Below are 24,285 nucleotides of genomic sequence, written 5' to 3'. Positions count from 1 at the left end.
ATAGCAGCGCAAACCTTTATACTGCTCATCCTTACTTATCATCAATATAACTTCATTTATGACTATTAAGCAGCTCTTTAGCACCGCGCCTGTCACCACTATATTGCTTATCAGTTTTATCGGTCTGTTTGTTATACAACTACTGACTGGAGTGGATGCTAACAATCCCTCTACAGAGGCGCTACTCAATTGGGGCGCGAATGCTTTGCCTTATACGATGGGCGAAGATCCTTGGCGCTTAATCAGTAGCGGATTTTTGCATATTGGCCTGATGCACTTGCTGTTTAACAGCTTTGCGATGTATTTTTTTGGTCAAATCGCTGAGCCGATGTTTGGCTCCAGTAAGTTCTTGGCGCTATTTTTACTAGCGGTAATCGGCGGTAACGTCCTCAATAACCATGTGACTTGGCAAGCAATTATAGATGGCAGTGGTCAGCCTGGTCTATCCGCTGGCGCATCAGGCGGTATCATGGGCATCGGTGCAGCGTTACTAGTAGCAGCGTTTTTTAAGATGTCAGTCAATGGCATGATGCTCAATCTAAAAAGCCTAGTCATCATTATGGGTATCAACTTAGTGTACGGATTTGCGGTTCCTGGCATCGATAATGCCGGTCATATCGGCGGCGCGATTACCGGCTTGCTCATCGCGCTGCCTATTGCCTTCGCTTATCGTCAGCGGGAGCTAGCACAGCAAGCGGCTATGGCTGGTGCGCAACAAGCTTATCAAAACGCGGTTCAAGACAGCTATTCAAGTAACCATCAGCATAGCTATCAAACTAGCCTGCAAAACACTCATCGCGATAATCCGCCCCTTACCAATATATTTGCTGATAATGATAGCCAAATCCCTGTAAACTTAAATAATAACGCAGATAGCGCTAATTTAGAGCGAAGTGGTGACTATATTAATCAGTATCCCACTTATATTGATCCAAAAAGGTTTGTGCCAGAGCCGATTAAAATTAGCCTCATTTGGCAATTACTGCCTTGGATAGTCATGCTTATTATCACAGTTAGTTTCATCTGGTGGTGGCAAGATATCCATAACCAAATACTGCAAATATTGGCAGCTACTGAATAACAAATTAAGTTAATATTAACGTAATCGATAACGCTAAACCAATTCTCGACCTTACCTTCCCTGCTCATGAGACACGACTATGTTTAAACTATCCGCTCCAAGCATTACCTATCGCGCTGTACTCACCACCTTCGCAGCCACGATGCTCTTGAGCGCTGCTGGCACAGCAAGCGCTGCTCCTTTCAAAAACCTGGCTGCCGATCAAGACGCTCAGCTCAGCGTAGGCGTCAACGTGCTCTATTCCAATAGTGCTTATGATTTGGACGACAACGAAGTGCGGGTATTACCGGGCGTATTTTATGACAATAATAAAATCTACGCGCGCGGAGCTAGTGCTGGCGCTTATCTGATTAACGATGGCACCAACCAGCTATCCGCCTACGCTCAATTAGCAGGCAATTCATTCGATCCTGATGATGCCAATGGCGCGCTGCAAGGTCTCGATGAGCGTAAGATATCTGCCGCAGCCGGTATCACTTATCTACGTCGCACCCCTGTTGGCGGTTTCCGTATTCAAGCCGCTACTGATATCTTAGATCGTAGTGGCGGTAATACTGCTCGCTTAACCTATCTAGCGCGTATTACTAAAAATAAGCTCACCGTCTATCCAAGTATAGGTTTTGAATATTATGATGACGACTACAACGAATACTATTATGGCGTCAGTGATAAAGAGTCAGCTAAAACAGGCGTCGCCGCTTATAAATCCAATTCAAGCTTGAATCCTTACATTAATATTAGTGCCAACTACGACATCAATGAGCGCTTTGCAGGATTCTTTAATCAAAGCTTAAGCTACTTGCCGAATGAGCAATACGATAGCCCGATGGTTGACTCGCGTACTGATGCCACGACCACGCTTGGGTTGCTTTATAAGTTTTAGGGGTTTGAAGATATAATTTTGAAGAGGCTGAGCGTTTTGCTTGGCTTTTTCTGTTTTGAATGGGATGAATGTTAGGGTCGTATGTTGCACATCAGTTGTAGAAAAATGAAACTGATTTTGAATTTATATCTTATGTCACTCATTCTTTATAAGCTCTTCTCTTCTATTGCCAAGAGGATGTAGAACTGAGTTATCTCCTTGCTCTTTAGCTTTGCGATACCAAATTAATGATTTTATATGATCGAAATTAACGCCTAAGCCATTTAAATACATCCAACCTAAATTTACTTGTGATTTTGAATCACCTTGTTCAGCAGCAGTAGTGAACCATTTTATGGCTTCAGAATAATTTTTTTTGACTCCTTTACCTTCAAGATATAACAAACCTATGAAGAATTGAGCATTAATGTTGCCTTGTTCAGCAGATTTTCTAAACCACTTCGATGCTTCTAGATAGTCTGAATCTATTCCTAACCCTGAGCTATAGATTGAGGCCAAGGCATACTGAGCATTTGGCTCTCCTTGATTAGCAGCTTTCAGGAACCATTTTCTAGCTTTAGTATAATCTCTATCAACATTTACACCTTCAAAATAAAGTGCTCCTAAAATGTACTGAGCATCAATATCATTTTGATTGGCGGCTTTCGTAAACCAAGCAATAGCTTGATCATAGTTCTCAGCAACTCCTTCGCCATTTAAGTACATTGCACCAACAATGTATTGTGAAACTGCATCACCGTCATTTGCTGATTTAAGATACTTGTGAACTCCTTCTGGGAAGTTTTGTTCAACCTCATCACTTGACTGGTACTCTTGCTTAATAGAATAATCTAAATCAAAAGCTTGTTGCGTTTCAAGTGCTTCAGTAGTCATTGCAATTTGCGCTGAGGCTAATGTAGAGAGTCCGATCAATAAAAATATTAATAAACTACTCTTCGTAACTATTTTAACAAATTTATAATTTTGAAGCATAAAAATCCTTAATGGTTCGGCCATTTTATCAGTCAAAAAAGTAGCTATATTAAGCTAAAGAACTATCCACAATTTATTAAACATACTCAATATCGTCTAAAAACGCTAAGTCATCGGTCTCAACTAAACGTAGCTCATAAGTAGATTGTAAATTTAACCAAAACTGCGGGCTATCGCCAAAATACCTTGCCAATCTCAGCGCTGTATTAGCGGTAACACCTCGCTTTTCACGTACGATTTCGTTTATACGTGCAGGAGTAACCCCAAGCTTATTTGCTAGCGCATAGGCACTCATGTCTAGTGGACCAAGAAAATCCTCTTCTAAAACTTTAACGGGATGAATGGGACGCATACCGTTTTTGATCATAGTGTTTCTCTTTAGTGCTCAATAAATTTTAAAGTTTAGATAACTTGTAGGGTGCCGCCCTGCGCACCGATTCTAGGGATAGCTCTCAATCATGGTGCGCGGGGCGACACACTACCAAGACCTCTTTAGTTTAACTTCTCATCAAAACTTTATAGATTAATTTTTATTACTTCATTTATATTTGTCAAATCATTAGGTGTCGCAAGCTCCACACCAACCTACGAATTGAGCACTTTTAAGCTTTATAAAATATTAAAGCTTGAACTACAAAAGCTCTACGCAAAATCAAGATGTCGCCGCTAGCCCTGATTGCAGCGGTATCCTGCTGGTTTGGGTGAGTTGCGGAAGCTAGGTTTTGGAGTGGCTCGCGGAGCAAGAGACACTACAAACCGTAGCCACCGCCTCAGCTAGACTAGCAGATACAAGCACAAAGCGGGAATAGCTCCCAGCTCTAAAAACAAAAAAACCTTGCCATATAACATGACAAGGTCTTCTTAGTTGAAATCAAATCGGTGGCGCTTCGCTAACCACACCCTACTCGCTAGCCTTTAATCTTCACAATAGAAGCCACTTCACAGCCTTTATAGACGATTTCGCTCTTAGCGTTTTGAATGTTGGCTGATGAGGTGTGGTAATTATTCAGACGCAGTGGTCCGGTCATAATACTAAAGTTGTCTTCATCGCCAAACACGGTTGAGACGTTATCCGTACGAGCTAAGTTAATCGGTAAAAACCTTGTTTTACCATTTAGAGTAGCCTCAGCAAAGGTAGGCAAATACTGCTTATTAAAGCCGTAAGTCACGCTGATTTTATTATTATTTTGGCAAGTATAATTCACTTGTCTATGCTTAATCGCGGTATCGTAGCTCTCGCTTGGTTCCATGACGTTATCTGAGTAAGCCAATGCAGAACCCGAGCCCAACGCTGCCATCATAATAGCCGCTGATGATAATGCTACCGTTATATTTTTCATTATAGTACCTCTGTAATTTATTAAAATAGTTATAGATAGTCAGAAAATAGCCCTAAAGATTTTATTTAGTGATTATTTTTGTTTTATTTTGAGACTTTATAGCGCTTTTATCTTGATCGTCATCTATCCCTCTAGTCTAACTGAAATAGTATTCTTAGCTGTTATAACGATGAGTGAGCTTGTTGTCAGAGCGTAAGATATTGTTTCGCGCGTTGGATTGACTTCACATAATGGATAAAAAAAAGACCTTGTCGTCCTTTATATCAGGATTTGACAAGGTCTTTTTTTTAATCTTAAGCAGTAAATCTAAACTAAGAAGGATGCACCATATCCTCTGGCGTGACCCACTCATCAAACTGCGCTTCGGTCATTAGATCAAGCTCAACCGCAACTTGCTTAAGGGTTTTATTTTCTTTATAAGCAGTCTTAGCGATTTTCGCGGCGTTCTCATAGCCAACATGACGGTTCAAGGCGGTCACTAGCATGAGCGAGTTATGCAAAAAGTCATCGATTTTTTCTTTGACAGGCTCGATTCCTACCGCGCAATTATCGTTAAAGCTATTGCAAGCATCGCCTAATAACTTAATAGATTGTAGTAAGTTAAAGGCAATTACAGGCTTATAGACGTTCAGCTCAAAGTTACCTGATGCGCCTGCCATGCTGATAGTCGTGTCATTACCCATCACTTGTGCCACAACCATAGTCATGGCTTCTGACTGAGTTGGATTGACTTTGCCCGGCATGATGGATGAGCCTGGCTCATTCTCTGGAATAGTCAACTCGCCGAGGCCACAACGAGGGCCAGAAGCCAACCAGCGCACATCATTAGCGATTTTGTTTAAGCTACCCGCTAAAGTTTTGAGGGCACCAGAAGCAAAGACTTCGGCATCACGCGCCGCTAGGGCTTCAAATTTATTTGGTGAAGTAACAAACGGCAAGCCTGTTAGCTCTGATAATTGCTCAGCCGCTTTTACCGCGTAATCAGGGTGAGCGTTGAGACCTGTACCCACTGCTGTACCGCCTAGTGGCAGCTCATATAGGCCTTGTAACGCGTTATCAATGCGAGTCAATGAATGGTCAAGCTGACTGACATAACCGCTGAACTCTTGGCCTAGCGTTAAAGGTGTGGCGTCTTGTAGATGGGTACGACCGATTTTAACGATGCTATCGAATTCTTTGGCTTTAGCATCTAGGGTATCGCGTAGGGCTTTTACTGCTGGGATAAGTAGGCTATTAATTTGACGAGCAGCTGCGACACGGATAGCGGTTGGGAAGCTGTCGTTAGTAGACTGAGCATGGTTGACATGGTCATTAGGATGAATAGGCGTATAGCTACCACGCTCGTTTCCTGCAATTTCATTAGCACGATTCGCCAATACTTCGTTCATGTTCATGTTCGACTGTGTACCTGAACCCGTCTGCCATACGACTAATGGAAACTGATCTTGCAGACCGCCATTGATGACTTCGTCAGCCGCCTGCACGATCAAGTCGCGCTTATCGTCTTCGATACGCTCTAGGCTAGCATTGGTAATCGCAGCGGCTTTTTTGACTAGCGCCATTGCTTCAATCATCGGACGCGGTAGAGTCTCGCCGCCGATTTTGAAGTTCTCGCGGCTACGCTGCGTTTGCGCGCCCCAATAAGCGTCTGCGGGTACTTCAACGTTACCCATGGTGTCTTTTTCGGTACGCGTTGCCTGATTCTGTGACATAACTATCCTCTTTTATTAGTGATAAATAACTGGTTTATTATAAAAAGTGCAACTAAGGCTGCACATAAGGAAAATAGGCTGTAAAGTGGGGTTATGATAGCATGGCTTATCATAAATTTCTCCAAGCTGATGCGAGTATTTATAGCTAGAGATAATCTGTAATGACCATCATTACCCTAAAGTTTTTTTATTGAATAATGCCTTAATACTATGATTACTAATCCATCCAGAAAGCAATTCACTCGCCAGCGCCGTCAGCTCTCTACTACTGAGCGTAGACATTTAGCTCAAGCGGCCAGCTTACACTTAGTCAAACTCCAGCAGCGTTTGCCTGCTCATACGCGTATCGGCATTTATTATGATGACTTTGGTGAGTTGCCTACTCAGCCACTATTAGACTGGTGTCAGCGTCTGCAATATCAGGCTTACTTGCCCGTAGTTGGTTCACTAGGTCATGAGGATAAACGTCTGCGTTTTGTACCGATTTATCACAAAAAACTTATCAATGTGCCGACTCGTATTCATAGTCTTGGTATGAAACAAAATCACCATCGTAAGCTACTATGGGCAACGGATTTGGACGTGATTATTTGTCCCTTAGTTGCTGTTGATAAACAAGGCAATCGCATGGGTATGGGTGGCGGTTTTTACGATACAACGCTTGGTAAAAGCTATCGATCAGGAGTAAAAAAACCTTTACGTATTGGCTGGTGTTATGACTTTCAGGTGGTTGAAGAGTTGCAAACTCAACCTTGGGATGTGCCTTTAGATGGCTTGATTACGCCAAGCGGACTGCGTTGGTTCAACCCTACTCATATCAAAGAAACAGAACCAGAAACCTCTAGCGCTGATACCGTTGATAGCTACTTGCAAAATATTGGCAATGATGATTTTAGAGAGAAGCTTTATTACAGTCAGGAACAGACTTTTAGCGGTGATGAGTTGGCTAGGGTTATTAATGAGGCGCGTTTGAATGAGTTACTAGCGCAAAGTGATGATTTTCTGAATAGTTTAAGTGATGAGATAGAGGGTTTTGAGGACGACAGTAATTAATATTTATTTTTAATTAGACAGAACTATTGTTTAAATCCAGAGTATATTTTATTATACATAATAATGATTATTATTAACAAATAGGATGTCTATTCTGGTGATAGCCCACTATACTAAGAAATCTAGATCATTTTATGTGCTGACAGCTGCCCTATTTTTTTGGATAGGAGTAGCAATGTTCGGTATTTACTTCTGGGAGTATGATGAACCTGAAAGCTTAACCTCCTTCCTTTACTTTCTCTCCACTTGTGCTTTGTTTATTATCGTTAGCTATAGAGAAAGGCAGCTAGAAAAAAAGCGTCTATATGATAATGATTTGTTATCCGTCAATACCTTCTCAGCGCAACCGGATAAAGAGAATGAGCAACTGCTTTTAATTTCCGATAAAGATTTTTTAAGGTTATCAACTTTCACATTTTACGCTATATTAATCCTATTAATATTTTCCGTAGGTTTTCTTTTATACCATTATATTAATGGTGATATAGACTATGGCATCCTTGTCGTTGTTTATCTTGAACTGTTCTCTATGTATTCTATTCATAAAAGCATTAAACAAATAAAGCAGTGTATCTATGACAGAGAAATATCTTAGAGCCGTAGAGAGTGACCTACTCGCTACGCATATACGTTACTAATCACAACACCATCGCTGCAATCCAACCAAACGCCAGTAGCGGAATATTATAATGTAGGAAGGTCGGCACCACGCTGTCCTTGATATGATCATGCTGCCCATCGATGTTTAGTCCAGACGTCGGCCCCAATGTTGAATCTGACGCCGGAGAACCTGCATCACCCAAAGCCCCAGCAGTACCGATAATGGCAACGGTGGCCAATGGCGAAAACCCTAGCGAGATACACAGTGGCACATAAATCGCGGCAATAATTGGAATGGTTGAGAATGACGAGCCGATACCCATTGTCACCACTAAACCTATGCTTAACATCACCAGTGCCGCAATGGCTTTATTCCCAGCAAACAAGTTAGTCGCGCCATCAATCAGCGGCGCAATCTCTCCTGTCGTTTTCATGACCTCGGCAAAGCCCTGCGCGGTAATCATAATAAAGCCAATCATCGCCATCAGCTTGATACCGTCGTTAAACACGGTATCCGCTTCGCGCCACTTTACCACGCCCGTTGCCATAAAGACGGCAAAGCCAAACATCGAGCCGAGCAATAGCGAGTCGGTATAGAGCTGCACCACAAAGGCAGTGACAATGGCTGCCAAAGCGACTAACGTTTTAAGTTTACCTTGCGTGGGCGCACTCACTGCTGTTTTGCTCAAGTCGTCGCTAGTAGATTTTTTATCGATCGCGGCATCGCGGGCATCTTTATCTATCGTTAACTGCTGATACTGACGCGGCTTGCGATAGCTGATAAATATAGCGGTCAATAGGCCAATAAACATCCCCAGTGCCGGAATCGCCATCGCCTTAGTGACGGAGATATCAGTGATATCAATACCCGCTTCACCGACGTTTTTGAGCATAATTTGGTTGAGATAAATATCACCAAAGCCGTAAGGGATGAACATATATGTAGTGACAAGGCCAAAAGTAATCAGGCAAGCAATGAGCCGTCTATCAATTTGCATGCGATTAAAGGCAAGTAGTAAAGGCGGTACGAGCAGCGGAATAAAGGCAATATGAATAGGAATGAGGTTTTGGCTAAAACAGCTCATCATCACCAGACCTGCAAACAGCGTGTATTTAATCATGCCACCTGCTTTTATACCTGGGCCACCAGCATCGATACGCTTAATGACTGAACTCGCCAAAGACTGCGGCAACCCTGAATGCGCAATCGCGACCGCAAAAGCGCCCAGCAGTGCGTAAGACAAAGCAATTTGCGCGCCATTGCGGATACCTTCTTGAAAGGCTTCTAAAGTTTCAGTAACCCCTAAACCCGCTAGCAACCCGCCTGCCAAAGCGCCGATGAGTAAACTGAGTACCACATGAACTCGCGCCAGTGACAGCCCAAGCATAATCACTACTGCTAGTAGCACCGCATTAATGGTCATACTCTTTGCCCCTTTTTAGACTCAATATTACTCTTTGCATCATCAAAAACTTTAACATTAACCTGTCTATAAGACGGGCGCTATTTTACCTGATTATACCGATAAAGCCTATGCGCAAAACCTAATAGACAGTGCTAAGCCTATAGCTACCGTCAAAAACTACGCCATCATCTGTCCTACACTTATTTAAACTGCGTTAATGGATAAGCCTTGCAATTTAATCTAAGAACACCATTTATCTATCATGAAACACTAACTTGACTGAACAAGTCTAGTGAATAAGGAACGAATATATGACTGACTATAATATTGATAAAGACAATATCGACATCGATGTGTCAGCAGCAACGCCTGATACTGATGAACAAAATGTCGATAAAAACACTACCGATAATGGCTCAGACAATCATTTGCCACTATTGGCACTACGCGACGTGGTCGTTTATCCGCACATGCAAATCGCGCTATTTGTAGGCCGCACCCCATCCGTAAAAGCGGTGGAGCTGGCGCAAGCGAAATATGGTGATAAAGTACTCGTCGTCGCGCAAAAAGACTCGCTGACCGAAGATATTGACCAAGACAACCTCTATCAATACGGTACGGTTTGCCGCATTGTCAGCACGATGCCGCACGATAGCGATGAGAACTGCATAAAGGTGCTAATCGAAGGCCAGTATCGTGCCCGCGTTGATGCTATAGAAAACCATGCACAGAGCCATGATGACGTCTTGATGGCGACCTTTGAGCGCGCTGATCTTGAGGTTAAGCTTGACGATAGCCAACAAAAAAACACCATCAAAGCGCTAACCGGACTGTTTGAAAGCTACGCCGATGCGCGTCTACGTAATGCACGTGAGTTGACTCGCGTGGCGAAACGTATCGATGACTTGTTGGAGCTGATGTACTTTATCTCTACTCGGGTCTCGATGGATTTGGACGTTAAGCAATCGTTCTTAGAAAAGGACGATCTCAAAGCGCACATCAATACCTTGACGGAGTATCTCGTTAAGCAAAGCGCTGAGCAGAATATCGAACAAGACATCCAAGATGCCGTGCGTCAGCAGATGGAAGACAATCAGCGCGAGTACTTCTTAAACGAGAAGATGAAAGCGATCAAGAATGAGCTGTCAGATATGAATGATGGCGCGTTTGATGGTGAAGATGATGTCAGCGAGCTTGAGCAGCGTTTAGAAGAAGCTGATCTGCCAGAAGACGTCCGCAAAAAAGCAGAGCAAGAGCTGAAGAAATTAAAAATGATGCCACCTGCATCCAGCGAGTCTTCGGTCGTGCGTAACTATATTGAGTGGATATTAGATACGCCGTGGAATGCCACGAGCAAAGTATCTATTAATTTAGAAAAAGCCAAAAATGTCCTCGATGAAGATCACTATGGTCTGCAAGATGTCAAAGATCGCATCTTAGAGTATCTCGCGGTACAGTCGCGAGTGAAAAAACTGCGTGGTCCGATTCTATGTTTGGTCGGTCCTCCAGGTGTCGGTAAAACCTCGCTTGGTGAGTCTATCGCACGGGCAACCGGTCGTAAGTTTGTGCGTATGGCACTGGGCGGCGTCCGTGACGAAGCTGAAATTCGTGGTCATCGCCGGACTTATATCGGCGCGATGCCGGGTAAAATCGTGCAGTCGCTAGCCAAAGTCGAGGTTAAAAACCCGCTATTCTTATTAGATGAAGTCGATAAGATGGCGCAAGACTTCCGCGGTGATCCAGCTTCAGCCTTGCTTGAGGTGCTCGATCCGTCACAGAACGATAGCTTCAATGATCACTATCTCGATATGGATTTGGACCTCTCACAAGTGATGTTTATCTGTACCGCCAACAGCATGGATATCCCACCAGCGCTACTCGACCGTATGGAAGTGATTCGTCTGCCCGGCTATACCGAAGAAGAAAAAGTCAATATCGCCCAGAAGTACCTCGTGCCCAAAGCGATTAAGCAGAATGGTCTAAAAGACGGCGAGATTGAGATTGTTGAAGCGGCTCTGCATAGCATCGTGCGTAGCTATACGCGAGAAGCAGGGGTGCGTAATTTGGAGCGTGAAGTCAATAAGATCTGCCGTAAAGTGGTTCGCGGCTCGGTTGAGAGTCATGGCGCGCGTGCTCCGAAAAAAGATGATCGTGAGCTCGTAGTTGTCGATGATAGCAATATCAATGACTATCTAGGCGTACATCAGTATGACTATGGTCTTGCTGAAAAAGATGCAGAGATCGGCCGGGTCACCGGTCTGGCTTGGACACAAGTCGGCGGTGAGCTACTCACTATCGAAGCGGTAGCGATGAAAGGTAAAGGTGAGCTGGCCTTTACCGGTTCTCTCGGTGACGTGATGAAAGAGTCGATTCGTGCCGCAATGAGCGTTGTACGAGCGCGCGGTGATAGCTTAGGTATCGATTATGAGACCTTTAAGACCACTGACGTTCACGTGCATATGCCAGAGGGTGCAACACCGAAAGATGGGCCTTCTGCTGGTGGTGCATTGACGACAGCTTTAGTCTCAGCTATTACCGGTATCGCTATTCGTCCTGATATTGCGATGACTGGTGAAATTACGTTACGCGGTAAGATCCTGCGTATCGGTGGTCTCAAGGAAAAGCTACTAGCGGCGCATCGCGGTGGTATCAAGCACGTGTTGATTCCAGCGACTAATGAGCGCGATTTGGCGGATATTCCTGATAACGTTAAGGAAGGTCTAACCATTCAGCCGGTAGCGACTATCGATGAAGTACTTAAAGCGGCCTTGGTCAGTATGCCAACACCGCTAAAGCCTGCTAAAGTGACAGTGGATACTACTTCAAAAAAGTCATTGCATAGCTAAGCTGATTTAGATCTAATTAAACTTTAATTCTAAGAGCCGTTTACTTTAGAGTAAGCGGCTTTTTTGTATCCTCAGCTTTTTTATAAATCAATTTAATTCAAAGCTGTGCTATATTTCAAACAAATGTTTATTTGGTAACTTTGATGACGCTATCCTTTATAAAACTACCGTTGATTTTTATCACCTCAATTATAGTAACAGCATTAACAGGTTGTCAGTCCCCTTCTGTTTCAAGCCCCCAACAAACAATTGCAACTAGCACAGATGCTATTCAAAACCACTCTAGACTTATGGTCGAGACGGCAGTAAAAAATGCCTTTCCTACTCATACTGACTTATCTATTACTAACGAGCTGTTAGAGCAATATCATTGGCAGCTTGTGAGCGCTATGAGCAATACCTATGATGACAATAAGCAATTAACCAGAGCGCCTATAAGTGACTTTTATCATCCTGAGTACCCTGTTTCAGTAAGCTTTGGCAGCAATTTTGACAGCCGATATGTTTACTTTAGCTCAAACTGTAACGGCTCTGGTGCCACCTACACTTTATTAAAAGATAATACCTTTAAGGTTGATAGTATCGTCAGTACTGATATGGGCTGCTCTCAGACAGGTAATCGCATTGAAAGCGCTTTGTTTGCTTTGATGAATGGTAGTAGTAGCAAACTGACCTTAAGTTTGCATTCCTCAGATAAGTTAAAGACCTTAAATGCTCAAAACAGCCACCCGCGCTATAACTTATTGCAAACTATGGAATCTGGCGAAGCTCTGCTCTGGCAAAATGAGCAAAAAGAGTCTCGCGAATAAAGTAGACCTCTAAATAAATAAAGTTTAAGGATAACGACTATGACGCCTTTCATAAATAAAATGCAGGTTATGACGTTGACCTTAGGGTTTGCTGTAACAGGTTTGGTCGGCTGTCAAACGACCAATAATGCCCCTTCCGCTTCTACAGTAGTAAAAGCTCATAACCCCACCGAACCTATTGCAGGTCTGCCTATAACTTACGAATTATTAGGGCGTTATCGTTGGCGACTGGTCAGCGCAGTCGATCGCGATAACCAAGCGATTACAGAGCTCAGTCGTCCCGGTTTTCCAGTAGTGGCTCATTTTGGCTATGTATTTAACGATGAGCATCACGTCGGCTTTAGCTCCGACTGTAATGGTGTCGGCGGTCCCTACACTTTGAACGCTGATCATTCATTAATCATAGGATCAGGGCCACAAACCTTGATGGGCTGCGGGCCTAAACGTGAAGCGGCAGAAGATAAAATAAGAGCGCTTGAGCAGTCCAGTCAAAGTCAGCTCACCTTGACACAGCTTTCAAATAACAATATCGACAATCCAAGCTTGCCTTATTACTTACTCACACAAAAAATGGCTACTGGTGAGACTCTGATTTGGAAAAACAGCGCTATCGTTAATAATTAGACAGCATACAGACTCGCTGTCTAATTAAAATGAGTCCTTAACAACTTACATTTATTAACCGATTGTTGCGCTTTTGCCCAATAGTTGTGGACGCTCTCTCGCTATACTATTTTTGACATCAACGTATGTTGCCCTAAATACAAAAAAGAAAATAATTACAACTGGAGAGAATAATGAATAAATTAATGCTTACAAGTGCCCTATTATGTGGTTCAGCTTTAGCAGTGACAGGTTGTCAAACCGTCGAAGGTCAAATGCAAACTGGTAATCCTATCGATCAGCCTACGCTGCAATCCGTTATTAAGACTACAGATGCAAGCAATCGCGAGATAGGTCAAGTTTATTTACGTCCAGTAGAAAATGGCGTGCAAGTCTACGGTAAGCTTATGAATATAACGCCAGGTAAGACCGTATCACTACATATCCATGAGACCGGTAGCTGCGCTAATATGGGTAAAGCGGCAGGTGGACATTTCAATCCTGATAATAACCCGCATTCAAACCCAGACGATATGGATGGTCATGCCGGTGATTTGCCAACTCTAACGGCTAACGAAGACGGTGTGGCGACAATAAACTATGTCAGCAAAAAGATAGCAGCCACGCAAGCGGGTAAATATAGTGTCAATCGCTTAGCCTTTATCGTTCATGGCGGCGTTGATGACTATACTAGCCAGCCTGCTGGTGATGCAGGTGCTCGCGTAGCTTGTGGTATCATCGGTACCGTCTAATATTACTTTTTATATTAAATAGCACAAAAAACCTCTTAGCTAAGAGGTTTTTTTATTGACTTCAACAAATGTTAAATGATAAAGAAAAGATACAAAGGATATTGTTACTCTTCTACCCACTCGCCTTTACGCCAGTAGACCCCCCAACGCGTGGCCTTACCATTTTTCTCGGAGCCGATGTATTGCTCTTTTTTCTTACGCGACCAGCGCAGAATGGTTGGGTTACCATCAGGATCCTCGTCCGGGCCTTCGAACAGATACTGGAATTCATCTTCCATCTTATCCTTTACCTCTCGCAGCTCAGCGAGTTTGGGTGCCCGCGTTTCTCGAACTTTAGGAAACTTGGAAGCCGCTAAGAACATGCCTGCTGCCCCTTCGCGCAGGATAAAATAATCATCATGCTTAGTCGATTTAAGATCCGGCAGATGAATAGGCTCCATCCGCGGCGGTGCCGGCTCGCCTGTCTTTAATACTTTACGGGTGTTGTCGCAGTTCTGACAAGCAAAGTAAGGACCAAAGCGTCCAGTCTTTAGCTCCATTTGCCCATCACATTTATCACAGTCGATAGTAGGCGCATCAGAGCCGGGTACTTCAAACTTACCTTCTTCAAGAATATAACCGTCGCAGTCTGGATTATTACCGCAGACGTGCAATTTGAGACCACCATCAACGATATAGCCGTTCATCGCTGTACCGCATTTCGGGCAGCGTTTTTTCTCCATCAAGTCTTTGACTTCAGCGGCTTCGTCATCAGTGTCACTATCATCGAGATTAGCGAAAGCATCATCGAGATTAGCGAAAGCCTCGACTGGCATGAGATTCTTAGTGCCTTTACAGCGCTCTTTGGGCGGTAGGTTATAGCCGGTACAGCCTAAAAACACGCCTGTTGAGCCGGTCCGCAATTGCATAGGACGATCGCAGATATCGCAGTGCACATCGGGCACATCGGTGGGATCATTAGGACGCATACCGTCTTTATCTTTGGCGTGCTCGACTTTTTTCTTAAAGTCGCCGTAAAAATTATCTAGCACATCTTTCCAGTCGCTATCGCCTTCGGCAACATGATCGAGCTTGTCCTCGAGCGCTGCGGTAAAGGTATAATCCATCAAGTCAGGGAAGCTATCGGTCAATCTATCGGTGACGATATCGCCCATCTTTTCGGCGAATAGACGCTTGTTTTCAAGCTTGACATAACCACGATCTTGAATGGTCGAGATGATAGAAGCATAAGTCGAGGGACGACCGATACCTTTTTTCTCAAGCTCTTTGACGAGGCTTGCCTCGGTATAACGCGGCGGCGGCTTGGTAAAGTGTTGGCTCGGATCGAGCTTATCTAGCGTCAGCTGATCGCCTTTTTTGACATCAGGGAGTAGCGTATCGTCGGTTTTGGCTGGCGCTAGTACGCGAGTATAGCCATCAAAAGTCATAGTACGACCGCGCGCTTTTAGCTCGACATTACCCGCTTGCACCAATAAATTCACTGATAGATACTTAGCAGGTGTCATCTGACAGGCTACAAACTGCCGCCAAATCAGCTCATACAGACGAATAGCATCGCGCTCGACACCTTTTAATTGCGTTGATTTCATATTGACATTAGAAGGGCGAATGGCTTCGTGCGCCTCTTGCGCGTTTTGTTTATTGCCGTAGAAGTTTGGCTTTTCGGGTACGTACTTTTGCCCAAAGCTATCATCGATAAAACCGCGCGCTGCTGCTAAAGCGTCTCCTGACAAGAACGTCGAGTCAGTACGCATATAAGTAATGTGACCGGCTTCATACAAGCGCTGCGCTAAAATCATGGTCTTTTTGACCGAAAATCCTAAACGCGTACTCGCCGCTTGCTGCAAAGTCGAGGTAATAAAAGGCGCACTCGGGCGCGACTGAGTGGGTTTTTCTTCACGCTGTTTGACGATAAATTCGTTGTCTTTGAGGACGGCTAATACTTTATCCGTCTGCTCTTTATTGACGAGCTTTAACGTTTTGTCGTTTTGCTTAGTGGCTTCTAAGCGAATGCCGTTTTCATCGCTATTTTTTTTGCTGGTAGCAATATGGGTATCAGCATGAATCTGCCAGTATTCTTCGGGTATAAAGGCGCGAATCTCATGCTCACGCTCAACAACCAAGCGCATCGCCACAGACTGCACGCGTCCTGCCGACAGACCGCGAGCGACTTTTTGCCAAAGGATTGGCGAGACCATAAAGCCGACGACGCGATCCAAAAAACGTCTTGCTTGCTGAGCATTGACGCGATCGATATCGAGCTTAGAGGGCTGCTTAAAAGCGTTTTGAATGGCGTTTTTGGTAATCTCGTTAAACACCACGCGTTCGTATTTACTATCCGCGCCGCCAATGACTTCTTTGAGGTGCCAAGCAATGGCTTCCCCTTCTCTATCCATATCCGTTGCGAGATAAATTTTGTCCGCATCTTTGGCTAGAGACTTCAGCTCTTTAATCACTTTAGTTTTATTGGGCAATACTTCATAGACTGCTGCCCAGTCATGCTCAGGGTCGACACCCATCCGTCTGACTAGTGCTTGCTGCGCTTTTTCTTCTTTAGATAGGCTCTCATCTTTATTAGCAGCGGCTTTTTTGGTGCCTTTACTAGCGCCTACGGGTAGATCACGGACATGACCAATACTTGAGCGTACCACGAAGTCCGAGCCCAAGTACTTATTAATCGTTTTGGCTTTGGCTGGCGACTCGACAATCACTAGTGATTTGCCTTTAGAGTCAGCACTGGCAGTAGTAGCTTTTGCGCTAGCCGCTTTGCTAGCCTTAGCTTTAGTCGTTTTGGTAGCGGTAGTCTTCGCGGCTGCTTTGCTAGGTTTGTTTTCGCTAGCAGCAGACTTAGTTGTTTTTTTTGTTGTGGTTTTTGCCATATTTGACGACACCATAATAAAGGGTAAAAATGAAATAGGAATTGGCAGCCAAGCTTTTTATGCTTACAAATAGGCTTATCTTAAGCGCTGCCTATAAAAATGGTTATAAAATGTAAAATAACTGGTAAATATCAATAAAATAGGTTCAGGCCTATAAGGAAGTTACACTGCTAAGCGCCAAAATGTCAACTTATTAAATAAAGCGCCTAGCAAACTATCCATCACTCGCTCTATCAAAAAGCTGTCAGCATTACTACTAATGAGTAGAGTTATCAGCTGTAATACTTATATCATGGATAGTATTATTAGAATGAGCTGGTGATTTTTTTAACTGTTCTGCCCACTCCTCAAGCTTTAATTTTAGGGCAAGCAAGTCCTCTTCGATCATTTTGGCGCGGTAGCTTGGATTGGTAATAGGTCGCACGTAGGAGACATCTTCCCAGTATATAATGACGCTATTGGCCTTAGTCCACAGGCCTTTGACAAAAGGTTCAATGCTCACAGGTAGATCTAGGGGCGTCTTATCTAAGCCAAAATTAACCTTTCTAATAGTGCTCTTATGATTGCCAGAAGGGTTACGAATAGCGCTTGGAATATTAAGCGTGACCGCATCAACACTCTCATCGACGAAACGACTATCTGGACGCCACTGGCCATCTATCACCCGATAGCGCGTATGCGGCAGCTGCACGTTTTCTAGTACCAAACAATACTGCCCCATCATACCGCGGCCATATTCATCATCTCGGCCGGGGATCCACTCAGGACAAGTCACAAGCTTTGGGTTTAGCTGTAAGCGCCGTGCGGTCATGCGTAGTTTGTCCAAACGCTGATCGATACCGTTAGGCTTGAGCGCCATCATACTCCCTAATACAAAAAGTACAATAAGGATAGCAATCCATATTCCCATAAATTCTGCCCTTTTGGCTAAATGAGCGTTGTAGCAAAGAAGCGCTGTAAAAAATAGTACACGCTACTGATAATGGCGACGCCTGACGATAATAAGTGCTATTCATAATAAGTACGAAAGTTAAAAAATCAAGCTCAGCTCTCTATAGACTATTGATATAGCGTCGCTGATTGATAATCATTTTAATCTTATTATGCTTTAAATATCATAAGCTTAGTTCATAAAAAACACACTTATCTCTAACACAAACTCGAGGGCTAACATTATAAAAGGTGCTATCATAACCTATATTATGACCTGTTCAAGCGAGAAAGTTTATGATGACTTATCTATCCAAACGCGATTCAACTTCTTTTTTATTGCCAATGAAAACGCTTGGTAAAGCTAGCGCTACCATTTCGCTCATTACGGCGACCATTCTAACCTTATCAGGCTGTGCCACTACGCAAAGCCTAACCCCTCAGCAATGTCAGACTAGTAACTGGCAGGAAGTAGGTTATGCCGATGGCTTACGTGGACGCTCAGGCGCTTATTTCGGTCAATATGCCAATCAATGTGCTAGCGTAATTGGCGCTACGCCCAACCGAGAGCTATGGGAGCAAGGGCGTCAGCAAGGTCTAAAAAATTACTGTACCGAGCTAAATGCCTATAAGCTTGGCCGTGAGGGTTATGATTGGCAGCCGGTCTGCCCGCTTGCAGGCATCGAAAAGCTAGAAGAGGCTTACTCGCAAGGGCGCTACTATTATATTCGTCAGCGTGATCTGGATTATCTGCGCTCGCCTTATCCATTTGGCTATGGAGGCCGTTTTGGTTACAGCCCTTTTTATAGACCCTTTGGTTATGGTTGGTAAAAAAGGCACAGAACAAAACCCCAGTAATGAATAAGTACGGTTGGAGATTGCCCTTATTATTCTAATATTTTTTATGCTTATACTCGTGATATTTCTACTACTGAGCTTATTGGTCTATATCGGTAGTCTGTTTTTCTGACGGCTATTGATTGTACTATTTATCCACGAATTAACTGCAAAAACACCCTTCGTCCATATAGCCTGACGCTATACCGTCAGTATTCGAGCAACTACATTATATAGACTCCCCGCCTTTATCCGTCCGCAATTGCAGGCGTTCAGGACTCTATCCAAATTGACTTAGATACAAACTATGATACAAATGACAATCATTATCATTGATAAAGTTCCTGAGTTACTTTATCATGAGCTTCTATTCATACTTTTTAGCGATTGATACTTTTTAGCGTTTATATATTAAACGCCAGTTTATCAATCCACAAAGTCGGGTGCATTTTTTTAGTTCTTGATCAACGAGCATTGCTCTAACGCTTTTTCATCGGTGTTAGGCGGGCTCTTTTTTATTTTCTATTGGCTAATAGCTTTTATATCCCTTCAAGCTGTATTCTTTAATAAATCACGATATTCCGAGTTTCTTATGTCTAATAATAATATTACTGCTCAAACCTCTTTATTTAAACGTCCATTATTAGCGACTATGACGGCCGCGCTGCTGGTTGGTATCAGTTTGACAGGCTGCTCTTCCCCTGACGCCAGTGAAACTGACGATACTAAAGTAGAAAACCACACCGCTGACGCTGCCTCTAACGTAGCAGATAACGACGCTGTTTCGGTCAACACTATCGAAGTGGATACCGTACGAGGCGATGTCAGCTTGCCGATTAATCCCTCGCCGCTCGTAGTCTATGACATGACATTGCTCCAAGATTTAGCAGCGCTTGATGTCGCTGTCGCTGGGATGCCAAAAGATCTAAAACTAGACAATCTACACTCTGAAACTCAGCCTGATCCTGAAGAGGTGGGTACGGTATTTGAGCCTGATCTTGAGGCTCTAAACGCTATGCAGCCGCAAGCGATCTTAGTCGGTTCGCGTATGGCGGAGAAATACGATGAGCTTGCAAACATCGCTCCAACCTTAGATATGACTATTGATACGGCTAATATCTATGAGTCCAGTAAACAGCGTCTACATGACTTAGGCGCATTGTTTGGTAAAAGTGCTCAAGCGGCCAGACTACAAGGAAATATCGATGATCTCATTGAGCAAACCCAAGTCGTGACCAAGGATAAGGGGAAGGGTTTAGTGGTGATGGTCAACGGTAATAAACTGTCCGCCTACGGTGATAAGTCACGCTATGGCTTTATTCATACGGTATTAGATATTCCAATGGCCGATGATCAAATCGCCGACGCGCGTCATGGTCAACCGATATCTTTTGAGTATATCCAAAAGGTCAACCCAGATTGGCTGTTTGTACTAGATCGTAGCGCTGCTATTGGGGAGGACAGCATCGGTGCTAAAGCGGTACTCGATAATCCGCTCGTCGCGCAAACGAATGCTTGGAGCAAAGATCAAGTGGTTTATCTAAGCCCAGACTCTTATCTTGCTTTTGGCGGCTATAACCAATGGATGCAGGATTTGACGACGATCAAAGACGCTTTTACTAAAGCGAATTAAGCGTCAACAACCGCTATATTGGATTGGTCCTCAGTTGGTGCTAGGGCTGGAGTTGTTGAGGCTGTGGCTAGCACTTTATAGCTATTTAAATATTTATTATTAAGCTTGTAGCCGTTATGTCCTTATTTTCACCTCGTGCTCATGCCCATGGAAAAACCGCTAACCTCTCTTCTACAGGAGCTGCAAACTGGCGTACCTCTAGGAGTTATGGCACTAGCGCTAAACAGCGTCATGCTGCGATACCGCCGTGGCTGATGAATACTGGTAGCTTAGTGCTGATGGGGCTGCTGGTTTTAATCAGCTTATCGATTGGGGTAGCCGACTTTTCTTGGTCTGGGGTTTTACAAAGCCTCATAAATCATAGCGCCAATGCTGATAGCTCGCTGATGCTAGTCAGCCGGCTACCGCGCACTATCGCTATTATTTTGACCGGTATCTCGATGGCGGTGGCAGGCATGATCATCCAAGTGGTGCTCAAAAACCGCTTTGTCGAGCCTTCTATGGTGGGCGCGACCCAAAGCGCAGCCCTAGGCCTACTGATGGTCAGCTTACTGTTCCCGGCCAGTGCCCTTATTGTCAAGATGAGCGTCGCCACTGTCTCAGCAGTGGTTGGCATGATGTTATTTATGCTACTCATCCGCCGCATTCCGCCTACAGATTTTTTGATGATTCCGCTGATTGGTATTGTGTTTGGTGGAATTATCGAGGCGGTGACGACCTTTATCGCTTATCAAACCGAAACCCTGCAGATGCTCAGCGTTTGGCAATTTGGTGATTTTTCTGGGGTGTTGGCAGGGCGCTACGAGCTGTTATGGCTAACGGGCGCGTTATGTATCATCGCTTATATTATCGCCGATAAGCTTACTATCGTGGGCTTAGGGGACAATATTGCGCTCAACTTAGGTATCAGTAAACGGCAAGTCACTTGGCTTGGCGTCGGCATGGTGGCGGTGATGAGCGCGGTCGTAGTGGTCACGGTTGGGATGATTCCCTTTATCGGACTTGTAGTACCTAACATTGTCAGCCGTATCATGGGCGATAAGCTGCGTCGAAGTTTGCCTGCGGTTGCGCTACTTGGCGCCTCAGCGGTGCTCTTGTGCGATATCATCGGCCGCTCTATTCGCTATCCTTTCGAAGTACCAGTAGCAACGGTGTTTGGTGTGGTGGGCACGGCAGTCTTTTTATGGCTGTTATTACGTGCGCCTAGCCAGTCTTAACGCCCTCTCTCCTTTTATTTATAAGATTAGCGTATGCTCTCCCCTTCCTCATCAACTGTCAAAGACACTGATAATAAAGCTGATAGTTCATTATCAGCGCGCTTACTCTTGCAAGTTTGGCAAGCTATTACTCAATATCCGCGCGTCGTAGCGGCTGTTATTTTAGTGCTATCAGCGGCTTTATTTTTGACGCTTAACGTTCATGGTCATTGGGACTTTGCTCTACCTTTGCGCGGCAAAAAGCTGCTCGCCCTGATAGTCGTTGGTTATGCCATTGGGGTGTCGACGTTACTGTTTCAAACCTTAACCCATAATCCCATCTTGACGCCGTCGTTGCTAGGGTTTGACTCGCTATATGTGCTCTTACAAAGCTTACTGATGTTCTTTTTGGGCGCGATTAGCTTTACGAGTATCAGTCCTGTTTTGAAGTTTGGGCTTGAGCTTGGGTTGATGTTTGGTGCGTCCTTATTACTCTTTAAGCTTCTATTTTCTAAGAGCAGTCAGGATTTGACTCGGCTTATCTTAGTCGGGGTTATTTTTGGTGTGCTGTTTCGTAGCTTGTCAGCGCTAGTAGCACGGCTGATTAATCCAGATGATTTTGTGGTGGTACAGTCGGCCAGTTATGCTCAGTTCAATACTGTCAATCCGCAGCTATTAGGCATCAGTATGGTCATTTGTGTGCTAACTGCGCTTATCGTTTGGCGCTGGCGTTTTCAGTGCGATGTGCTGATGCTCGGTAAAGATCAAGCGATTAACTTAGGTATCGATTATCAGCGGCTTGCTTTTGGGTTATTAACAATCATTGCAGCACTGGTTGCGACGGCGACAGCGCTAGTGGGGCCAGTGACTTTTTTTGGGTTATTGGTTTGTGCGCTGACCAACAGGCTCACGCGCACTATGGCGCATAGCCAGCGGCTGATATTAGTGAGCCTGATCGCGATGATTTGCTTGGTATTGGGTCAGGCTATCTTTGAGCAAGTCTTAGGTATGGCAGGTGTATTAGCAGTAGTTATCGAATTAGCAGGCGGCTTAGTATTTTTATTATTGATATTTATGACTCACCGCCGCCGGGTGTAAAGCTACTTTTTATTAAAACCAAATATAGTAGAACCAGACAAACTATGATCAAAATAAACAACGTCTCTCATCATATTGGCAAGCAGCAAATCTTACACGATATCAGTTTATCGTTACCACCTGCACAAGTCATTGCCCTCATTGGTCCTAATGGTGCCGGTAAATCGACGCTATTTTCGCTGTTGGCGCGTTTGCAACCGCTGCAAGCAGGGCAAGTAAGCTTTGCGGTAGATGATGAGGCACGCGATATTGGCAGCTGTGAGGCGCGTACGCTTGCCACCACAGTGGCGATGCTCAGTCAAGATAACCAAGTTCAAGGGCGGCTGCGCGTGCATGAGCTGTTGATGTTCGGGCGCTATCCGTATCATCAAGGCCGACCGACGGCTAACGATCAGCAACAGGTAGATGAAATTATCAAGCGTTTTGAGCTTGAACCGTTAGCCGATAGGTTCTTATCCACTCTTTCAGGCGGTCAGCGTCAGCGCGTACTGATTGCGATGATTGTCTGCCAAGATACGCCTTACCTGCTTCTTGATGAGCCACTCAATAATCTCGATATGTATCACTCTGGGCGCTTGATGCGTGAGCTGCATGCGCTGAGTCATCAACAGCAAAAAACAGTCGTCATCGTCCTGCACGATATCAACCAAGCCGCGCAGTTTGCCGATACCGTCGTGACTATGAAAGAGGGCCGCGTAGTTGCGACAGGACATCCTGTCGATGTCATCACCCAAGAGACCATCAAAGCGTTATATGACGTCGATGTCGCGGTATTAAACCATCAAGGCCGCCCTGTGATTGTCGATACGGCTTAAGCAAAAATTATAAACTCTCTTCTGCATCCTGACGTTTGACAACCTTATGCTCATCTTCACTACTATCAAGCTTCCAGTAACTTGAGATATAAAGATGGCTTTTGGCCACCTGTTTTTCTTGCTTAAAATATTGGCGCAAAGCGCGCATACTATTGAACTCACACGCTATCCACACTGCCATCTCACCGTCTAGCCAGTCTAGCGTCTTAACCTTATCTAATAAAGGATAGCGGCTCTCGGTGGTCACCGTATTTACCACCCACTCAATAGTGATATTTTCTGGTTTTTGTAGCAGCTGCTTATCGTCTTCACTTAATACTTCTATAACGGCATAACCAGCCGCATCTTTAGGCAGTTGTGCCAAATTCACGGTGATGGCGGGTAATGCGCTCATATCGCCAGCTAATAAAAACCAGTCTGCCTGAGGGTTGATTAATTTTTTGGCACCAGGACCGCCGATCAAAACACTATCGCCTATGACACAGGTTTTTGCCCAGTGTGAGGCAGGACCTTCGGCGCCTTTGTGATTAAGTCCATGTAAGACAAAATCAACATCTATCTCATCATCGCGCTGCTTGATAATAGTATAAGTACGCATGATTGGTTTTTCGTTTTGCGGCTGTGGAAACATCAACTTGATATAAGCACTTTCTTGATCTACTGGGAAATCTTTGATCCCCTGACCGCCAAGTGTGATCCGGCGCATATTGGGCGTAATATCTTTGATACCTTTAACGTCTAAAATTCTTGGTTCCGGTTTGGCCATTTTTTATTTTCCTATTATCTATCACTTATATAGTCAAAATTTCAGTTTATTACGCTATAATTTACAAAAAACCA

At 44.2% G+C, this 24,285-nt stretch carries 21 protein-coding genes; 13 read left to right on the top strand and 8 right to left on the bottom strand.

Annotated elements, in window-relative coordinates:
- The first annotated feature begins 58 nt into the window (after positions 1-58).
- Together ACTXGJ_RS05830 and ACTXGJ_RS05825 are read left to right on the top strand one after the other, a co-directional pair.
- The gene (locus ACTXGJ_RS05830) at positions 59-1,081 is read left to right on the top strand and encodes a rhomboid family intramembrane serine protease (protein ID WP_443565348.1); all 1,023 of its coding nucleotides are present in this window, start codon (positions 59-61) and stop codon (positions 1,079-1,081) included.
- Between the two features lie 79 nt (positions 1,082-1,160).
- Positions 1,161-1,964, top strand: coding sequence for a MipA/OmpV family protein (locus ACTXGJ_RS05825; protein WP_439242737.1), 804 nt, complete (start codon positions 1,161-1,163; stop codon positions 1,962-1,964).
- A 135-nt stretch (positions 1,965-2,099) separates the two neighbouring features.
- Here ACTXGJ_RS05825 and ACTXGJ_RS05820 read toward each other — a convergent pair whose 3' ends face one another.
- The 4 genes from ACTXGJ_RS05820 to fumC all read right to left on the bottom strand — a co-directional run bounded on the left by ACTXGJ_RS05820 (position 2,100) and on the right by fumC (position 5,988).
- Complete coding sequence (locus ACTXGJ_RS05820) at positions 2,100-2,972, bottom strand: tetratricopeptide repeat protein (RefSeq protein ID WP_443565347.1); 873 nt, start codon at positions 2,970-2,972, stop codon at positions 2,100-2,102.
- Positions 2,973-3,012: 40 nt separating this feature from the next.
- Positions 3,013-3,303, bottom strand: a complete 291-nt coding sequence (locus tag ACTXGJ_RS05815) for a HigA family addiction module antitoxin (RefSeq protein WP_439242741.1) — start codon at positions 3,301-3,303, stop codon at positions 3,013-3,015.
- Between the two features lie 541 nt (positions 3,304-3,844).
- Entirely contained in the window at positions 3,845-4,276 is a 432-nt protein-coding gene (locus tag ACTXGJ_RS05810; protein ID WP_443565346.1) for an ACP-like domain-containing protein, read from the bottom strand.
- Positions 4,277-4,587: 311 nt separating this feature from the next.
- Positions 4,588-5,988 carry a class II fumarate hydratase gene (fumC, locus tag ACTXGJ_RS05805; protein WP_443565344.1) on the bottom strand — a complete coding sequence of 467 codons (1,401 nt, stop codon included), beginning with the start codon at positions 5,986-5,988 and terminating at the stop codon, positions 4,588-4,590.
- A 210-nt stretch (positions 5,989-6,198) separates the two neighbouring features.
- Here fumC and ACTXGJ_RS05800 point away from each other — a divergent pair, with 210 nt between their 5' ends.
- Together ACTXGJ_RS05800 and ACTXGJ_RS05795 are read left to right on the top strand one after the other, a co-directional pair.
- On the top strand, positions 6,199-7,041 hold the full coding sequence (locus ACTXGJ_RS05800) for a 5-formyltetrahydrofolate cyclo-ligase (protein WP_439242747.1): 843 nt from the start codon (positions 6,199-6,201) through the stop codon (positions 7,039-7,041).
- 136 nt (positions 7,042-7,177) lie between these two features.
- Complete coding sequence (locus tag ACTXGJ_RS05795; RefSeq protein ID WP_443565343.1) at positions 7,178-7,636, top strand: hypothetical protein; 459 nt, start codon at positions 7,178-7,180, stop codon at positions 7,634-7,636.
- Between the two features lie 43 nt (positions 7,637-7,679).
- Here ACTXGJ_RS05795 and ACTXGJ_RS05790 read toward each other — a convergent pair whose 3' ends face one another.
- The gene (locus tag ACTXGJ_RS05790; protein ID WP_439242751.1) at positions 7,680-9,065 is read right to left on the bottom strand and encodes a Na+/H+ antiporter family protein; all 1,386 of its coding nucleotides are present in this window, start codon (positions 9,063-9,065) and stop codon (positions 7,680-7,682) included.
- Positions 9,066-9,517: 452 nt separating this feature from the next.
- Here ACTXGJ_RS05790 and lon point away from each other — a divergent pair, with 452 nt between their 5' ends.
- From lon to ACTXGJ_RS05770, 4 genes are all read left to right on the top strand, one after another.
- Entirely contained in the window at positions 9,518-11,893 is a 2,376-nt protein-coding gene (gene lon, locus ACTXGJ_RS05785; protein ID WP_443565437.1) for an endopeptidase La, read from the top strand.
- Between the two features lie 290 nt (positions 11,894-12,183).
- Entirely contained in the window at positions 12,184-12,702 is a 519-nt protein-coding gene (locus ACTXGJ_RS05780) for an META domain-containing protein (protein ID WP_443565342.1), read from the top strand.
- Between the two features lie 39 nt (positions 12,703-12,741).
- A complete protein-coding gene (locus tag ACTXGJ_RS05775) occupies positions 12,742-13,326 on the top strand; it encodes an META domain-containing protein (protein ID WP_443565341.1) in 585 nt (194 codons plus the stop codon).
- A gap of 173 nt (positions 13,327-13,499) precedes the next feature.
- Positions 13,500-14,057, top strand: coding sequence for a superoxide dismutase family protein (locus ACTXGJ_RS05770; protein WP_439242757.1), 558 nt, complete (start codon positions 13,500-13,502; stop codon positions 14,055-14,057).
- Between the two features lie 104 nt (positions 14,058-14,161).
- On the opposite strand, the gene topA is transcribed toward ACTXGJ_RS05770, so the two are convergent.
- Together topA and ACTXGJ_RS05760 are read right to left on the bottom strand one after the other, a co-directional pair.
- A complete protein-coding gene (gene topA, locus ACTXGJ_RS05765) occupies positions 14,162-16,936 on the bottom strand; it encodes a type I DNA topoisomerase (protein ID WP_443565340.1) in 2,775 nt (924 codons plus the stop codon).
- A gap of 256 nt (positions 16,937-17,192) precedes the next feature.
- Positions 17,193-17,846, bottom strand: a complete 654-nt coding sequence (locus tag ACTXGJ_RS05760; protein ID WP_443565339.1) for a hypothetical protein — start codon at positions 17,844-17,846, stop codon at positions 17,193-17,195.
- A 317-nt stretch (positions 17,847-18,163) separates the two neighbouring features.
- Between ACTXGJ_RS05760 and ACTXGJ_RS05755 the strand changes: the two genes are divergently transcribed.
- The 5 genes from ACTXGJ_RS05755 to ACTXGJ_RS05735 all read left to right on the top strand — a co-directional run bounded on the left by ACTXGJ_RS05755 (position 18,164) and on the right by ACTXGJ_RS05735 (position 23,445).
- Complete coding sequence (locus ACTXGJ_RS05755; RefSeq protein WP_439242763.1) at positions 18,164-18,697, top strand: DUF2799 domain-containing protein; 534 nt, start codon at positions 18,164-18,166, stop codon at positions 18,695-18,697.
- Positions 18,698-19,295: 598 nt separating this feature from the next.
- Positions 19,296-20,336: a siderophore ABC transporter substrate-binding protein gene (locus ACTXGJ_RS05750; protein ID WP_443565338.1), complete on the top strand. Its 1,041-nt coding sequence runs from the start codon at positions 19,296-19,298 to the stop codon at positions 20,334-20,336.
- A gap of 254 nt (positions 20,337-20,590) precedes the next feature.
- Complete coding sequence (locus tag ACTXGJ_RS05745; protein WP_439242809.1) at positions 20,591-21,553, top strand: ABC transporter permease; 963 nt, start codon at positions 20,591-20,593, stop codon at positions 21,551-21,553.
- Positions 21,554-21,586: 33 nt separating this feature from the next.
- Positions 21,587-22,630, top strand: a complete 1,044-nt coding sequence (locus ACTXGJ_RS05740) for an iron chelate uptake ABC transporter family permease subunit (RefSeq protein WP_443565337.1) — start codon at positions 21,587-21,589, stop codon at positions 22,628-22,630.
- A 44-nt stretch (positions 22,631-22,674) separates the two neighbouring features.
- On the top strand, positions 22,675-23,445 hold the full coding sequence (locus ACTXGJ_RS05735) for an iron ABC transporter ATP-binding protein (RefSeq protein WP_439242769.1): 771 nt from the start codon (positions 22,675-22,677) through the stop codon (positions 23,443-23,445).
- A 7-nt stretch (positions 23,446-23,452) separates the two neighbouring features.
- Here ACTXGJ_RS05735 and ACTXGJ_RS05730 read toward each other — a convergent pair whose 3' ends face one another.
- A complete protein-coding gene (locus tag ACTXGJ_RS05730) occupies positions 23,453-24,211 on the bottom strand; it encodes a siderophore-interacting protein (RefSeq protein ID WP_443565336.1) in 759 nt (252 codons plus the stop codon).
- Positions 24,212-24,285 lie beyond the last annotated feature (74 nt).

Origin of the sequence: Psychrobacter sp. 1Y11, from assembly GCF_052259045.1 — a bacterium.
Classification (GTDB): domain Bacteria; phylum Pseudomonadota; class Gammaproteobacteria; order Pseudomonadales; family Moraxellaceae; genus Psychrobacter.
The sequence above is the reverse complement of the archived record's forward strand: the minus strand, read 5'-3'. Positions and strand labels throughout refer to the sequence as shown.

Bases quoted from the DNA above. Each gene is read 5' to 3' on its own strand.
- ACTXGJ_RS05750 (WP_443565338.1), top strand. From the start codon at position 19,296: ATGTCTAATAATAATATTACTGCTCAAACCTCTTTATTTAAACGTCCA.
- ACTXGJ_RS05745 (WP_439242809.1), top strand. From the start codon at position 20,591: ATGAATACTGGTAGCTTAGTGCTGATGGGGCTGCTGGTTTTAATCAGC.
- ACTXGJ_RS05815 (WP_439242741.1), bottom strand. From the start codon at position 3,303: ATGATCAAAAACGGTATGCGTCCCATTCATCCCGTTAAAGTTTTAGAA.
- ACTXGJ_RS05755 (WP_439242763.1), top strand. From the start codon at position 18,164: ATGATGACTTATCTATCCAAACGCGATTCAACTTCTTTTTTATTGCCA.
- ACTXGJ_RS05830 (WP_443565348.1), top strand. From the start codon at position 59: ATGACTATTAAGCAGCTCTTTAGCACCGCGCCTGTCACCACTATATTG.
- ACTXGJ_RS05735 (WP_439242769.1), top strand. From the start codon at position 22,675: ATGATCAAAATAAACAACGTCTCTCATCATATTGGCAAGCAGCAAATC.
- ACTXGJ_RS05810 (WP_443565346.1), bottom strand. From the start codon at position 4,276: ATGAAAAATATAACGGTAGCATTATCATCAGCGGCTATTATGATGGCA.
- ACTXGJ_RS05775 (WP_443565341.1), top strand. From the start codon at position 12,742: ATGACGCCTTTCATAAATAAAATGCAGGTTATGACGTTGACCTTAGGG.
- ACTXGJ_RS05760 (WP_443565339.1), bottom strand. From the start codon at position 17,846: ATGGGAATATGGATTGCTATCCTTATTGTACTTTTTGTATTAGGGAGT.
- ACTXGJ_RS05740 (WP_443565337.1), top strand. From the start codon at position 21,587: ATGCTCTCCCCTTCCTCATCAACTGTCAAAGACACTGATAATAAAGCT.
- ACTXGJ_RS05780 (WP_443565342.1), top strand. From the start codon at position 12,184: ATGGTCGAGACGGCAGTAAAAAATGCCTTTCCTACTCATACTGACTTA.
- ACTXGJ_RS05800 (WP_439242747.1), top strand. From the start codon at position 6,199: ATGATTACTAATCCATCCAGAAAGCAATTCACTCGCCAGCGCCGTCAG.
- ACTXGJ_RS05770 (WP_439242757.1), top strand. From the start codon at position 13,500: ATGAATAAATTAATGCTTACAAGTGCCCTATTATGTGGTTCAGCTTTA.
- ACTXGJ_RS05790 (WP_439242751.1), bottom strand. From the start codon at position 9,065: ATGACCATTAATGCGGTGCTACTAGCAGTAGTGATTATGCTTGGGCTG.
- ACTXGJ_RS05825 (WP_439242737.1), top strand. From the start codon at position 1,161: ATGTTTAAACTATCCGCTCCAAGCATTACCTATCGCGCTGTACTCACC.
- fumC (WP_443565344.1), bottom strand. From the start codon at position 5,988: ATGTCACAGAATCAGGCAACGCGTACCGAAAAAGACACCATGGGTAAC.
- topA (WP_443565340.1), bottom strand. From the start codon at position 16,936: ATGGCAAAAACCACAACAAAAAAAACAACTAAGTCTGCTGCTAGCGAA.
- lon (WP_443565437.1), top strand. From the start codon at position 9,518: ATGCAAATCGCGCTATTTGTAGGCCGCACCCCATCCGTAAAAGCGGTG.
- ACTXGJ_RS05730 (WP_443565336.1), bottom strand. From the start codon at position 24,211: ATGGCCAAACCGGAACCAAGAATTTTAGACGTTAAAGGTATCAAAGAT.